This is a genomic window from Sedimentitalea sp. XS_ASV28 (assembly GCF_041224545.1).
In the GTDB taxonomy this organism is placed as follows: Bacteria; Pseudomonadota; Alphaproteobacteria; order Rhodobacterales; family Rhodobacteraceae; genus Sedimentitalea.
In genome coordinates, this window is the sequence record NZ_JBGFGP010000166.1 from 316118 (window position 1) to 329743 (window position 13626).

Here is a 13626-nt window from a genome sequence, read left to right on the forward strand (position 1 = left end):
GATGCTTGACCTTGGCGTTCAGGAGCGGCATCCATTTCACGTCAGCAAAGGTGGAGCATTGGTATGGCGTTGGACATTGAATTCGTGCGTGGGCAGTTCCCGGCCTTTTCCGAACCATCCTTGCAGGGGCAGGCGTTTTTCGAGAATGCCGGCGGATCCTATACCTGTGCGCCGGTGATAGACCGGCTGTCGCGGTACTATACACAGCGCAAGGTGCAACCTTACGGTCCTTACGAGGCCAGCCGTCTGGCGGGCGAGGAAATGGACGAGGCGCGCAGGCGCATGGCCGCAATTCTCGGGGTCGAAACGGACGAGCTGAGCTTTGGCCCGAGCACCACGCAGAACACCTATGTCCTGGCGCAGGCCTTTGGGGCATGGATGCAGCCGGGCGAGGCCATCGTCGTCACCAATCAGGATCACGAGGCCAATTCGGGGCCATGGCGGCGGCTGGCGGATCGTGGCATCGAAATTCGCGAATGGAAGGTTGATCCGGATAGCGGCCATCTTGATCCGTCCGAGCTTGAAAACCTGCTGGACGAGTCGGTGCGGCTGGTCTGTTTTCCCCATTGCTCGAACGTGGTGGGCGAAATCAACCCGGTGACCGAGATCACCGCGATCGCGCATGCGGCGGGGGCATTCGTCTGCGTTGACGGCGTGTCCTATGCGCCGCACGGCTTTGCGAATGTCGGGCGGCTGGGGCCGGACATCTACATGTTTTCCGCCTACAAGACCTATGGTCCGCATCAGGGGGTGATGGTGATCCGCCGCGCGCTGGGTCAGATGTTGCCCAATCAGGGCCATTGGTTCAATGGCGACACGCTGTACAAGCGGTTCACGCCTGCGGGACCGGATCACGCACAGGTCGCGGCCTGTGCCGGCATGGCGGATTATGTCGATATGCTGAACGCCCATCACGACGGTCCGTCGGGCAAGCCATCCGACAAGGGAAGCCATGTGCATGACCTTATGCGGGCGCATGAAATCGAATTGCTGCAACCGTTGCTGGACGCGGTCAGGGATCGCAACGCGGTGCGCCTGATCGGCCCGTCCGATGCCGCCCTGCGCGCGCCCACGGTTGCGCTGGCGTTGAACCGGAATGCCGGGGCGGTGGCCGCCGAACTCGCGGCGCGCGGGATCATGGCAGGGGGTGGCGATTTCTATGCCGGGCGGGTGCTCGACGCGGTGGGCGTCAGGCCCGAGGACGGCGTCCTGCGGCTCAGTTTCACGCATTACACATCGCAGGCCGAACTGGATCAGCTGCTGACGGCGCTGGACGAGGTTCTTTGATCCGGTAGCGCGCGTGTTGCGTAGCAATCTGAAAGAGGTTGAACGCATATGAGCACTCCTTCACCGATCCTGATATGGTTCCGGCGCGATCTGCGTCTGTCCGACCACGCGGCACTGAGCGAGGCGGCGCAGAGCGGTCAGCCGGTAATACCCGTTTTCATACGCGATCCTGTGGTCGACTCGCTTGGTGCCGCTCCGCGGTTTCGGCTGGGGTTGGGGCTGGCGCGTTTTGCGCAATCCCTCGCAGACCGCGACAGCCGTCTGATCCTGCGCAGCGGCGACGCGCTGGAGACCTTGCAGAACCTGATCCGGGAAACCGGGGCAGGGGCGGTGTACTGGTCACGCCTGTACGATCCGGATTCTGTCGAACGCGACACGCGGATCAAGTCGGAACTCAAGTCGCAGGGTATGACGGCGCGGTCCTTTGGCGGTCACCTGCTGTTTGAACCCTGGTCCGTGGAGACCGGCAGCGGCGGCTATTACAAGGTGTTCACCCCTTACTGGAAATCCGTCAAGCAACGCGATGTCGAGGCCCCGCAGCCCGAACCATCGCGCCTCGTTGCTCCCGACGAATGGCCGGCTTCGGAAACGCTCGCTGACTGGCGACTCGACGATATGATGGATCGGGGCGCACGGATCGTTGGGAATCATGTCGATCCCGGCGAGGATGCGGCGATCGCGCGGCTTGATCAATTCATCGAAGATGATGTTGACACCTATGCGGATCGACGCGACATACCCGGTGTCGACGGAACCTCCGGCCTGTCGGACTATCTTAGCTTGGGAGAGATCAGCCCGCATCGCTGCTGGCATGCGGGGTTGCGCGCGCGCCACGATGGCAAGAGCGGCGCTGAGACCTTTCTCAAGGAACTGGTGTGGCGCGAGTTTGCCTATCACCTGATGCACCACACCCCGCATATCCTCAGGACCAGTTGGCGTGAGGAATGGGAAGCCTTTCCGTGGGAAACGGATCCTGACCATCCTCATGCGGTTGCCTGGAAACAGGGGCGCACCGGCATCGAATTCGTCGATGCCGCGATGCGTGAAATGTACGTGACCGGACGGATGCATAATCGCGGGCGGATGATCGTCGCGAGCTATCTGACCAAGCATCTGATGTGCCATTGGAAAACCGGCATGAACTGGTTCGCCGATTGCCTGACCGACTGGGATCCGGCGAGCAACGCGATGGGTTGGCAATGGGCGGCGGGCTGCGGGCCTGACGCGTCACCCTATTTCAGGGTGTTCAATCCGGTGACCCAGCTTGACAAGTTCGACCGGGACAGACGTTACGTTCGACGCTGGATCGCCGAAGATCAGGACACGCCGGGCGAGGACGCGCTGGCGTATTTCAAGGCGGTGCCGCGTCGGTGGGGCTTGTCGCCAGAGGATGCCTACCCATCCGCCGTCGTGTCCGCGGACGAGGGCAGGAAACGGGCGCTTTCCGCCTATGAATCGCGCAGCTTCTAGGGAAGGCGTCAGTTCCCTTGCCTGATATCCGGAGAGGAATTAACCTTTTCGCAGGGAAGTCACGGAGAGTGAGCCTATGGTCCTTACGACAGTAGACGGGCAGGAGGATCTGCCCCGGTATTTCGCGCAGGCGATGGACACGGTGCAGCGCATGCAATGCGGTCGGCTGGATATCCACCTGGACGACGGACGGGTGTTTCGCGCCGAAGGACCGGAACCCGGCCCGGTTGCCGAACTGCATGTGCATCATCCCGATCTTTTTGCCCGGCTGGTGCGTGAAGGCGATCTCGGGTTTTGCGACGCTTACCTGGAAAACTGGTGGAGCACGCCCGATCTGCAGGCCTTCATGGATCTCGTGCATCTGGGCAACGATACGATCTATGACGGGTTTCCCGGAATGTCGCTGGTGCGCGCCTATGAACGCTTGCGGTTCTGGCTGCGGCGCAATCATCGGGAACAGGCGCGCAAGAACATCTCGTATCACTATGACCTTGGGAATGAGTTCTATGGTCTGTGGCTGGATGACACGATGACCTATTCCAGCGCGTTGTTCACCACCGGGCAGGAAAGCCTCGAAATGGCGCAGACCGCGAAATATGCCAGCATGCTCGACCAGATGCAGGCCCGGCCCGGCGATCACATTCTTGAAATCGGCTGTGGCTGGGGTGGCTTCGCGGAATACGCGGCGCGGGAACGGGGCATGCGTGTGACCGGGCTGACAATCAGCGCGGAACAATTGAAATATGCGCGTGAACGGATCGAGAAAGCAGGCCTGAGCGAGCAGGTCACCTTCAAGATGCAGGATTATCGCGATGAAACCGGCACCTATGACGGCATCGCCAGCATCGAGATGTTCGAAGCGGTGGGGGAAAAGTACTGGCCGGTGTTCTTCAACACCGTGCGCGAGCGGTTGAAACCTGGGGGAAATGCGACGCTGCAGATCATCACCGTCGCCGATCGTCGGTGGGAGGTTTACAAGCGCGGTGTCGATTTCATTCAGAAGTACATTTTCCCCGGCGGCATGTTGCCCGCACCGTCGATCCTGCGGCAGCATATCGAAAAAGCGGATCTGACCGTTGCGCGCTCGATCGAGTTTGGCCCGAGCTATGATCTGACGCTGCGCCGCTGGCATCAGACATTCAACGAAAAATGGGATGAAATCGCCCGGCTCGGCTTTGACGAGCGGTTCCGGCGCATGTGGAATTTCTACCTCACCTCCTGTGCGGCCGCTTTTGACAGTTCCAATGTCGATGTGACACAGATAACGGTGACGCGACCGACCTAGGAGCCGACCCGCCCGATGCCCACTTCGTCACGTCTTGTCGCCGGCATCTGCCTGGCGTTGCTGGCGTTCGTTCTGTCGCGGCAGATCATGCCGCTGATGCCCGAGGGGATGAATTTCGGATATTTCATCCATGTGAACATGGTGATCGGGTTTCTGGTCGGCTGGAGCATCATGGGAAGCCGGGCAGGGCGGGGGATCACCGCGGCCATCAACAACGGGCTGACCGGTGCCGTGGTCCTGATATTCTGGGGGCTCTTCGTGCAGTCCTGTTACGGAATGGTCGATCAGGCGATGAACGACCGCTTCGATGGGCCGCTTGAGGCACTTCTCGCCATCTTCGATATTGCAGCCGGATACCTGACGGTCATCCTGGTTCCGATTGTCATCGCGACAACACTTGTTGGCGGTGCCTTGTCGGGGCTGGCAAGCGAATTGGCATGGCGTCGCTGGCGCTGATCACAGGAGCAGATATAAATTGGCTGATTTCTTTTTCTATGGCACGCTGCGCCATTTGCCCTTGTTGCGGATTGTTCTGGGGCGCGCCGGGGACACCCTGCGGGTCAGCGCAGCGAGGCTTGCGGATCATGGGGTTTTCCAACTCGGAGACGAGCCGTTTCCCCATTTCGCATCGGTCGCCGGCTCCTCGGCAACGGGTATCCTGCTACGGGATGTCTCCGAGGACGAGGCGCAGCGGTTGCAGTTTTACGAAAGCGCGTTCGGGTATCGCCGTCACGAGGTTTCGGTGCGCACGGACGAAGGCGATCAGGTCGCGGCACATGTATTCTACCCCGATGACGCCGGTCAGGCCACCGACCGTAAGTGGTCGCTGCCCGATTGGGAACGTGACTGGGCAGAGATCAGCCTGTGCGCCGCCGAGGAGGCGATGGCGTGGTTCGGTCGCAAGAACGCACAAGAGATGGCACAGGCGTTTCCGGGTATGCGCCGCCGGGCCTCGGCACTGGTCGCAGGGCGTCGGCGGACGGCTGATCCCGAACGGGACCTGTCGCGCGATGTGCGGGTCGCGTCACACCATCATCCCTATACCAAGTTCTTTTCCCTGCAGGAAATCGATGTGCAGGTGCGTCAGTATGATGGCGAGATGAGCGATGTTCTGAACCGTGCGGCAATCCTGGTCGGAGAGGCGGCTGTTGTGCTGCCCTACGATCCACTGCGCGACTGCGTGATGCTGATCGAGCAGTTTCGTGCGCCGGTCTACATGGTGGGCGATCCTTCTCCCTGGGTCTGGGAGCCTGTCGCCGGGCTGCTGGAACCCGGTGAACCGGCAGAAGAGGCCGCCCGCCGCGAGGCGCTGGAAGAGGCGGGGCTGGCGCTCGGTCGGCTGGAGTCGGCCGGCAAGATGTATTCCAGTACGGGCTCATCGACGGAATATCTGCATCTTTTCGTCGGGTTCGCGAATCTGCGGGGCGATGTCACCGGGACTGGAGGGACGGATGAAGGCGAGGATATTCGCAGCAAGGTGATCGGTTATGACGAGTTGATGCGGGGGATTGACGCAGAGGAGTACAAGGACATGCCGTTGATCACCACGGCGCTCTGGCTGGCCCGACATCGCGAACGCCTGCGCAGAACCGCCTAACTTCTGCGCCACGGCGCTTGAGGTCGGCAAGGTCCGGCGATACACGGGGCAGGAACAAGTTTTGAGGGCATCATGCATATCGCACGTGATCTGGCCGGGGCCGTAGGGAATACACCGTTGATCCGGCTGCGCCGCGTCAGCGCGGAAACCGGTTGTGAAATTCTGGGCAAGGCCGAATTCATGAACCCGGGCCAATCGGTCAAGGATCGTGCGGCGCTGTTCATCATTCGCGATGCGATTGCGCGCGGCGAATTGCAACCGGGCGGCACCATCGTCGAGGGAACGGCCGGCAATACCGGGATCGGGCTGGCGCTGGTCGGGGCCTCGATGGGGTTCAAGACGGTCATCGTGATCCCGGAAACCCAGAGCGAAGAGAAAAAGGACATGCTGCGCCTTGCGGGGGCAGAACTGGTGCAGGTGCCCGCGGCCCCGTATCGGAACCCCAACAACTTCGTGCGATATTCCGAACGGCTGGCGAAGGAACTGGCGAAAACCGAACCGAACGGCGCCATCTGGGCGAACCAGTTTGACAATGTCTCCAACCGGCAGGCGCATGTCGAAACCACGGGCCCCGAGATATGGGCGCAGACCGAAGGCCGCGTCGATGGCTTTGTGAGTGCGGTTGGCTCGGGCGGAACGCTTGCCGGCGTCGCCGAGGCGTTGCAGCCCAAGGGCGTCAAGATTGCGCTGGCCGATCCGATGGGCGCGGCGCTTTTCAGCTATTACACCACCGGCGAACTGGCTAGCGAGGGCAGCAGCATCGCGGAAGGCATCGGACAGGTGCGCATTACCGAGAACCTGAAAGGCTTCAAGCCGGATTTTGCATATCAGATCCCGGATGAAGAAGCGTTGCCATACGTGTTCGACCTTCTGCGTGACGAGGGGCTGGTGATGGGCGGTTCGACCGCGATCAACATTGCAGGCGCTGTACACATGGCGCGCGAGATGGGACCGGGGCACACCATCGTCACCGTGCTCTGCGATTACGGCACGCGGTATCAGTCCAAGCTCTTCAACCCGGATTTCCTGAAAGACAAGAACCTGCCAGTGCCCGCGTGGATGACACGGGGGCCGGTCTCGATTCCCGGCGTTTTCGAGGACGTCTGACATGCGGCCGCTGCGCGCCCTTCTGTTCGCGCTGTTCTCGATTGCCTTGCTGTCGGTCGGAACGCTGGCTGGCGCGCAGCAATATACCGATGATCAACGCGCATTCCACGACCGCTGGCTGGCCACGGCGCAGCGCGCCGAAGCGGTACTGAACACCAAGCGGGCTTCCAACGCGTCGCTGGAACAGCTTCGCGCGGAGATCGTGGAGTTTCGAGATACGTTCAACTCCGGTCGTGATCGCAACAGCGACCGGATTCAAACACTCGAAAGCCAGCTTGAGGCGCTCGGCCCGCCGCCTGAGGACGGCGCGACCGAGGCCGAGGACATTGCAGATCTACGACAGCGCCTGAATGATCAACTCGACAACCTGCGCGTGCCGCAGGTCATCTCGGAAGAGGCCTATAGCCGCGCCAATGGCCTGATAAGTGAAATCGACACGGCGATCTGGTCTAGCACCAAGCAGGAACTCTTGTCACGTGGACCATCGCCGCTGAACCTGGCGTTGCTGCCCGAGGCCTATCGCGAAACGCGACAGGCCATTCGGCGGCTCTTTCATGAGACAAGAGAGAATATCGGGATCGCGGCGGTCCGGGCGCAGGTACAGGACCGATTGCCTGCGATTGCAGCCCTCACGGTTATCGGGCTGATCCTGCTCGTCAAAGGCAAACGGTGGTCCGACCGGATAGGTAAATACCTGCGCTCGTTCGGCGGGGCCGGGAGTGGTGTCTGGACCTTCGTGATCTCGCTGACACGTATCCTGATCCCCTGGGTCGGTGTCGTCTTTCTTTGCGGTGCGATGCAGTTTTCCGGCATTCTCGGCGTGCGGGGCACGCTGCTGGTGCAGCAGATACCCTATCTTGCCGCGATATTCCTGTATCTCGACTGGATCCGCAGGCAATTCGTCACCCACGCGGTCAATATCGATCCGGAGGGTCACGTTGCGGCGAATGCGACGAAATACAGGATCTATGTGGGTCTGCTGGCGTTGTCCCTGGTCCTGCATGATCTGATTCGCCTGTTCGAACGGATTGACTCTCCCTCTTCCGGAACGCTTGCGGTCATTTACTTTCCACTGATCCTGGCAACGGGTCTATTGCTCTTGCGGGTGATGCGGCTGAGCAGACCACCTGCTCCCGAGGTCGAAAAAGGCGAAGGAGACGACGGCCGCAGGGTCGGGTTTTCCAGCGTCATCGACATGGTGCAGCGTATTGTATACATGCTCGGGATTCTGTCGCCGTTGCTGGCGATTTTCGGATATGTCCCCGCCGCTGTAGCAATTGTCTTTCCGGCGGTTGAGACAATCGCGCTCATGGCGACTTTCGTCATTCTTCACCGCTTCATCGCCAACGTCTACGGATGGGTTTCAGGCAAGGGCGAGGCGGCGGCGGACTCGCTGCTGATCGTCATTGTCGGGTTCGTGCTGACGCTTCTGGCATTGCCGATCCTGGCCCTGATCTGGGGCGCGCGCCCGGCTCAGCTTGCCGAAGCCTGGTCGCTGCTCATGAGCGGTTTCGTCATCGGCGGGATCCGGATTTCGCCGACAATCTTCATCGTGTTCGCCGTGGTCTTTGCGATCGGCTATACTTTGACGCGGCTGTTGCAAAGCGGGCTGCGCAATTCGCTGCTGCCAAAGACACGGATGGATCCCGGCGGACAGAACGCTGTGGTGTCCGGGGTCGGGTATATCGGTATCTTCATCACGACACTGGTGGCAATCATCAGCGCCGGTATCGATCTGACCGCGCTCGGTTACGTGGCCGGTGCGCTGTCGGTCGGCATCGGGTTCGGCCTTCAGAACATCGTGTCCAATTTTGTCTCGGGCATCATTCTGCTGATCGAGCGTCCGATTTCCAAGGGCGACTGGATCGATGTGAACGGCCAGATGGGCTATGTGCGCGATATCGCGGTGCGCTCCACGCGGATCGAGACCTTTGACCGGACCGATGTGATCGTGCCGAACTCGGATCTCATCAGCGGCACAGTGACCAATTACACGCGTGGCAACACCATCGGACGCGTCATCGTTCCTGTTGGCATTGCCTACGGAACCGATACCCGCAAGGTCGAAACCATCCTGTCCGAAGTCGCGAATGCGCACCCCATGGTGTTGGCGCATCCGGCTCCGAGCGTGGTGTTCAAGGGGTTCGGAGCGGACTCGCTGGATTTCGAAATCCGCGCGATCCTTCGGGATGTGAACTGGGTTCTGTCGGTCAAGTCCGACATGAATCACGAGATCGCGCGTCGTTTTGTCGAGGAAGGGATCGAAATCCCCTTCGCGCAGCGCGACATCTGGATTCGCAATCCCGAGGCGCTTGGCACAGTGCCTGCCGAAGAGGGGTCCGGGGACACCGCGACGCCTGACGCTTCGCCGTCTTCGAAACCGGTTGAGATGACCGAGGTCGATATGGATAACGACGCCGGGGATGACTACTGAAAATTCCTGTCGCGTTAGCGACGGGGTGGCCGGACCAGCGTGGGTGCGCGAGTGCCGCAACGTATTCGTGTCACAGTTCTCTCTCGCCAAGCGCGGCGGCCATCCCCGATCGTGCGGGGTCTGAGCCTGAGTGCTATCTCTGGCTGCGTGCCATGAAGGCCAAGCGTTCGAATAGGTGCACATCCTGCTCGTTCTTGAGCAAGGCACCATGCAGTTTCGGCAGCGCGTTGGCCCCGTCCCGCTTGAGATCTTCTGCGGTCAGATCCTCGGCCAGAAGCAACTTCAACCAGTCGAGCACCTCGGATGTCGACGGTTTCTTCTTGAGTCCCGGCTGGTCGCGCAGTTCGTAGAACTGGGTCAGGGCGGTGGTCAGCAGCGAGTCCTTGATGCCGGGATGGTGGACTTCGACAATCTTGCGCATCGTCGCCTCATCCGGGAAGCGGATGTAGTGAAAGAAGCAACGTCGCAGAAACGCGTCGGGCAGTTCCTTTTCATTGTTCGAGGTGATGATGACAACCGGGCGCTGCGCCGCGCGAATTGTTTCGCCGGTTTCGTAGACAAAGAACTCCATCTTGTCGAGTTCCTGAAGCAGGTCATTTGGAAACTCGATATCGGCCTTGTCGATCTCATCGATCAGCAGAACCACTTTTTCCTCGGATTCGAACGCCTGCCAGAGTTTGCCTTTCCTGATGTAGTTTGACACGTCATGCACCCGTTCTTCGCCAAGCTGGCTGTCGCGCAGGCGGCTCACCGCGTCATATTCATAGAGGCCCTGTTGCGCGCGGGTGGTGGATTTCACGTTCCACTCGATCATCCGCAGGCCCAGGGAGTCGGCGACCTGACGCGCAAGTTCTGTCTTGCCGGTTCCGGGCTCGCCCTTGACCAGCAGAGGGCGCTCCAGAGTGACCGCGGCGTTGACGGCGATGGTCAGGTCACTTGTCGCTACGTAACTTTCGGTGCCTTGAAATTTCATGTTTTTACAACCCTTTGGTGTTGGTTCCACGGGGGAGACCGGTTGGCCGTGCTTTTAACCCGAGCCGCGCAGGATTGTGTAGTGACATTCTGAATAGCGTCAGCTAAACGCAGCCACAGTGAGGAGCCGGTTATCCAGGGAAGTACCATTGCCAGACGATGTTGGCCAATCCAAGGGAGCTAAGATGAAGCAGGACGTTTTTCTGCCGGATGACTATCGCCCGGCCGAGGATGAGCCGTTTATGAATGACATGCAGCTGGAATATTTCCGCCGCAAGTTGATCGACTGGAAGAACGAGTTGTTGGCGGGTAGCCGCGATACCATCGAAGGATTGCAGGACGGGACACGCAACATTCCGGATGTTGCCGACCGTGCCAGCGAAGAGACCGATCGGGCGCTTGAATTGCGCACTCGGGACCGCCAGCGAAAGCTGGTTGCCAAGATCGACAGCGCCCTGCGCCGGGTGGAGGACGGCGAATACGGCTATTGCGAAGTGACGGGAGAACCGATTTCGCTGAAGCGGCTGGATGCACGCCCGATCGCCACCATGAGCCTTGAGGCGCAGGAACGGCATGAACGGCGCGAGAAAGTGCACCGCGACGACTGATCGCCCGGACCGGGTGTGACGAACTGTGTACGCCGGGGCGCTTGCTCCGGCGTTTGTTGTTTCAGGGGGGCACCATGGCGCTGAAAAATCTGAACATTGTTGTGGTCGGCGCCGGGATCGGCGGCCTGTCGGCGGCCATTGCGCTGCGTCGTTCGGGCGCGCAGGTCCGGGTGTTCGAGCAGGCGGCGGAGTTGACCGAAGTGGGTGCGGGCCTGCAGATCAGCGCCAACGGGATGGCGGTTCTGCACGCGCTCGACATTCTGCCGCGAGGCGAGGGCGGACCGGGATTGCGCTCTGCCGGCACGGTCATCCGTGATTGTCGTTCCGGGCGGGAGGTGACAGTCATGCCCGCTCCGGCAGCGGGTCCGACCTATTACTTTCATCGCGCCGACCTGATCGATCTCTTGCGCAAGGCGGCGGAGCGAATGGGCGTCGAGCTTGTTCTCGGGCAACGGGTCACGTCCTGTGAGGCGGAGCAGGGCGGCGCCCGGATCGAGATGACGGACGGTCGGGCACAACACGCGGATCTGGTGGTTGCGGCGGATGGTGGCCGCAGTCTGTTGCGACGCGCGCTTGTCGGAGAAGAGGGAGCGCCACGTTTTACCGGGCAGGTTGCGTGGCGTGCGACGATCCCCTGGGGACAGGCCAAGGCTGATCGCAGGGCGACCCTGACCATGGGGCCGGGCCGGCATGTGGTGACCTATCCGATCCGCTCCGGACGGGAGCTGAACATCGTCGCGGTCGAAGAGCGCACGGATTGGCGTGAAGAGGGGTGGCGACATCGTGGCGACGCCGCGGAATTGCGCAGCAGGTTCGCGGGGTTCGGCGGGGATGTCGCCCATCAACTCGGTGCGGTGACGGATGTGTATCTGTGGGCCCTGTTCCTGCATCCGGTCGCATCGCGTTGGCAGGATGGGCGTCTGGCACTGGTCGGAGACGCGGCGCACCCGACCTTGCCTTTCATGGCGCAGGGGGCGTGCCTTGCGCTGGAGGATTCCTGGGTTCTGGCGCATTGCCTGACTCACGCGACGGATGCCGCCAGCGGTTTGACGCGCTATGAGTCGGCACGCCGCGACCGTGCGCAGCGTGTGGTCGCCGCAGCCGCCGCGAATGCGCGAAATTTTCACCTCAGGACACCGATGCGCCAACTGGCGCAGCTCGGTCTATCGCTGCTTGGACCGCGCATCGCGCGGCGATACGAGTGGATTTATGGGCATGACGTGACCCGCTGACGCACGGAGTCAGGCGTCAAGCTCGATCCAGACCGGCACGTGATCGGATGGCTTGTCATGGCCCCGAATCTCCTTGTCGATCTGGCAATCGACCAGCAGATCCGCAGCTTGCGGGGTGAGCAGGAAATGATCGATGCGGATACCGTTGTTCCGGTTCCATGCTCCGGCCTGATAATCCCAGAACGAATAGTTCTCCGGCGCCTGCGTGCGGGCGCGCAAGGCATCGGTAAAGCCCAGATTGACGATGCGCCGATAGGCATTGCGGCTCTCGGGGCGAAACAGGGCATCCTCGCGCCAGGCATCTGGCGTCTTGGCATCCTCGGACTGCGGAATGATGTTGTAATCGCCAGCCATCAACGCAGGCTGTTCCTGCGCCAGAAGCGCGACAGCACGGGTGCGCAGGCGATCCATCCAGGCCAGCTTGTAGTCGAATTTTGGTCCCGGGGCGGGATTTCCGTTGGGCAGATACAAACCACAGAGACGCACGGCGGATTTGCCAACGACCGTCGCCTCGATCCAGCGGGCCTGTTCGTCAGACTCGTCGCCGGGCAATCCGCGCTCGACGTCCTCGAGCGGGAATTTTGAGAGGATCGCGACGCCGTTAAAGGATTTTTGACCATGTGTTTCGACATTGTAACCACGGTCTTCGAACAGCTCGCGGGGGAAATTATCATCCACGGACTTGATCTCTTGCAGGAGGACGACGTCGGGCTGCGCATCGTCCAGCCATGCGGGTAGTGCCTGTGCCCGTGCTTTGATGCCGTTAATGTTGAATGTTGCGATTTTCATCCTGTTTCCCCGGCCCGATGCCCCCTGTCGATCTATCGCCGATGCGGGCGCGCAGGGCAAGGACAACGGCTCGCCCATGACCTGACACATATTGTGTCAGATCGAATCGCTGATGGGTCAGACCTTCGAAATTGCGATCTGATTCGGCGGCGTTGACCAAAGGTAAGCGCATCGTTTCTACACAGTTTGGCCATGTGGATAACATTTTTTTAACGCATTCTGCGTCAACCTGTTTTTGTACAGCGTCAACCGGCTGGCCCGAATTTTTCATGTGGATAAGTTGCCGATTCTGCAACCTAGCCAAGAAAAAGTTCTTTGAGAATCTACTGTGAGATGCAAGCGTCGAGGGGTAATCAACTCCAACACCGAGGATCACAGCCATGAATGCTCAACGTAAAATCACGGAATTTCAGGATGTTACCTTCAATGAGGGGACAAGCAGCCTGTTCGATGGAGACGGCACGGAGATGTTTTCGTCCGGCTCGGCTCCGACCTGTCAGAATGACGCCCTGACCGGGGATGCAACGGCCCTGTTTTCCTCGGGTTCCGCGCCGGTCGCCACCAGCGCAACGATCACCGGAGACGGGGTAGAAATGTTCTCGTCCGGTTCGGCTCCGGTTTCTGCATCGACCGCGATGTCAGGCGACCTGGTGCAGATGTTCTCGTCCGGCTCGGCACCTGTTGCCAGCGGTGACGCGATCAGCGGCGAGGGCACGCAGATGTTCTCGTCCGGGTCTGCTCCTGTCGCCAGCAGCGAGGCATCGCTGGGTGAACGGACCGAGATGTTCTCGTCCGGCAGCTAAGCCCGGTCTGATCGTCCAAGTTGGAAACGGGGCGTTCAGAGA

At 60.7% G+C, this 13626-nt stretch carries 13 protein-coding genes; 10 read left to right on the forward strand and 3 right to left on the reverse strand.

All coding sequences use genetic code 11. The features are described 5' to 3' along the window. The first annotated feature begins 63 nt into the window (after nt 1–63). The 7 genes from AB9K34_RS20610 to AB9K34_RS20640 all read left to right on the forward strand — a co-directional run bounded on the left by AB9K34_RS20610 (nt 64) and on the right by AB9K34_RS20640 (nt 9180). Nucleotides 64–1287: an aminotransferase class V-fold PLP-dependent enzyme gene (locus AB9K34_RS20610; RefSeq protein ID WP_369956416.1), complete on the forward strand. Its 1224-nt coding sequence runs from the start codon at nt 64–66 to the stop codon at nt 1285–1287. A gap of 48 nt (nt 1288–1335) precedes the next feature. After that, nucleotides 1336–2757, forward strand: coding sequence for a deoxyribodipyrimidine photo-lyase (locus AB9K34_RS20615; protein ID WP_369956417.1), 1422 nt, complete (start codon nt 1336–1338; stop codon nt 2755–2757). A gap of 76 nt (nt 2758–2833) precedes the next feature. After that, a complete protein-coding gene (locus tag AB9K34_RS20620; RefSeq protein ID WP_369956418.1) occupies nt 2834–4042 on the forward strand; it encodes a class I SAM-dependent methyltransferase in 1209 nt (402 codons plus the stop codon). Nucleotides 4043–4057: 15 nt separating this feature from the next. After that, on the forward strand, nt 4058–4498 hold the full coding sequence (locus AB9K34_RS20625; protein WP_369956420.1) for a TrgA family protein: 441 nt from the start codon (nt 4058–4060) through the stop codon (nt 4496–4498). A 19-nt stretch (nt 4499–4517) separates the two neighbouring features. Further along, entirely contained in the window at nt 4518–5639 is a 1122-nt protein-coding gene (locus AB9K34_RS20630) for an NUDIX domain-containing protein (RefSeq protein ID WP_369956422.1), read from the forward strand. A gap of 72 nt (nt 5640–5711) precedes the next feature. Beyond that, entirely contained in the window at nt 5712–6746 is a 1035-nt protein-coding gene (locus tag AB9K34_RS20635) for a cysteine synthase A (RefSeq protein WP_369956424.1), read from the forward strand. A gap of 1 nt (nt 6747) precedes the next feature. After that, nucleotides 6748–9180 (forward strand): DUF3772 domain-containing protein, encoded by a 2433-nt coding sequence (locus tag AB9K34_RS20640; RefSeq protein ID WP_369956425.1) that lies wholly within the window; start codon nt 6748–6750, stop codon nt 9178–9180. A 133-nt stretch (nt 9181–9313) separates the two neighbouring features. On the opposite strand, the gene AB9K34_RS20645 is transcribed toward AB9K34_RS20640, so the two are convergent. After that, nucleotides 9314–10153 (reverse strand): AAA family ATPase, encoded by an 840-nt coding sequence (locus AB9K34_RS20645; RefSeq protein WP_369956426.1) that lies wholly within the window; start codon nt 10151–10153, stop codon nt 9314–9316. A 184-nt stretch (nt 10154–10337) separates the two neighbouring features. Between AB9K34_RS20645 and dksA the strand changes: the two genes are divergently transcribed. Both dksA and AB9K34_RS20655 read left to right on the forward strand, forming a co-directional pair. Further along, on the forward strand, nt 10338–10760 hold the full coding sequence (gene dksA / locus AB9K34_RS20650; RefSeq protein ID WP_369956427.1) for an RNA polymerase-binding protein DksA: 423 nt from the start codon (nt 10338–10340) through the stop codon (nt 10758–10760). 74 nt (nt 10761–10834) lie between these two features. Further along, nucleotides 10835–11992, forward strand: a complete 1158-nt coding sequence (locus AB9K34_RS20655; RefSeq protein ID WP_369956428.1) for an FAD-dependent monooxygenase — start codon at nt 10835–10837, stop codon at nt 11990–11992. A gap of 9 nt (nt 11993–12001) precedes the next feature. Here AB9K34_RS20655 and xth read toward each other — a convergent pair whose 3' ends face one another. After that, complete coding sequence (gene xth / locus AB9K34_RS20660) at nt 12002–12781, reverse strand: exodeoxyribonuclease III (protein ID WP_369956430.1); 780 nt, start codon at nt 12779–12781, stop codon at nt 12002–12004. Continuing rightward, on the reverse strand, nt 12756–13163 hold the full coding sequence (locus AB9K34_RS20665; RefSeq protein ID WP_369956432.1) for a hypothetical protein: 408 nt from the start codon (nt 13161–13163) through the stop codon (nt 12756–12758). The genes xth and AB9K34_RS20665 overlap by 26 nt, the downstream gene beginning before the upstream one ends. Here AB9K34_RS20665 and AB9K34_RS20670 point away from each other — a divergent pair. Continuing rightward, a complete protein-coding gene (locus AB9K34_RS20670) occupies nt 13162–13584 on the forward strand; it encodes a hypothetical protein (protein WP_369956434.1) in 423 nt (140 codons plus the stop codon). The two genes, AB9K34_RS20665 and AB9K34_RS20670, sit on opposite strands and share 2 nt — an antisense overlap. The last annotated feature ends 42 nt before the right edge of the window (nt 13585–13626 follow it).

Bases quoted from the DNA above. Each gene is read 5' to 3' on its own strand.
- AB9K34_RS20625 (WP_369956420.1), top strand. From the start codon at position 4,058: ATGCCCACTTCGTCACGTCTTGTCGCCGGCATCTGCCTGGCGTTGCTG.
- AB9K34_RS20635 (WP_369956424.1), top strand. From the start codon at position 5,712: ATGCATATCGCACGTGATCTGGCCGGGGCCGTAGGGAATACACCGTTG.
- xth (WP_369956430.1), bottom strand. From the start codon at position 12,781: ATGAAAATCGCAACATTCAACATTAACGGCATCAAAGCACGGGCACAG.
- AB9K34_RS20655 (WP_369956428.1), top strand. From the start codon at position 10,835: ATGGCGCTGAAAAATCTGAACATTGTTGTGGTCGGCGCCGGGATCGGC.
- AB9K34_RS20610 (WP_369956416.1), top strand. From the start codon at position 64: ATGGCGTTGGACATTGAATTCGTGCGTGGGCAGTTCCCGGCCTTTTCC.
- AB9K34_RS20615 (WP_369956417.1), top strand. From the start codon at position 1,336: ATGAGCACTCCTTCACCGATCCTGATATGGTTCCGGCGCGATCTGCGT.
- AB9K34_RS20640 (WP_369956425.1), top strand. From the start codon at position 6,748: ATGCGGCCGCTGCGCGCCCTTCTGTTCGCGCTGTTCTCGATTGCCTTG.
- AB9K34_RS20645 (WP_369956426.1), bottom strand. From the start codon at position 10,153: ATGAAATTTCAAGGCACCGAAAGTTACGTAGCGACAAGTGACCTGACC.
- AB9K34_RS20620 (WP_369956418.1), top strand. From the start codon at position 2,834: ATGGTCCTTACGACAGTAGACGGGCAGGAGGATCTGCCCCGGTATTTC.
- AB9K34_RS20665 (WP_369956432.1), bottom strand. From the start codon at position 13,163: ATGGCTGTGATCCTCGGTGTTGGAGTTGATTACCCCTCGACGCTTGCA.
- AB9K34_RS20670 (WP_369956434.1), top strand. From the start codon at position 13,162: ATGAATGCTCAACGTAAAATCACGGAATTTCAGGATGTTACCTTCAAT.
- dksA (WP_369956427.1), top strand. From the start codon at position 10,338: ATGAAGCAGGACGTTTTTCTGCCGGATGACTATCGCCCGGCCGAGGAT.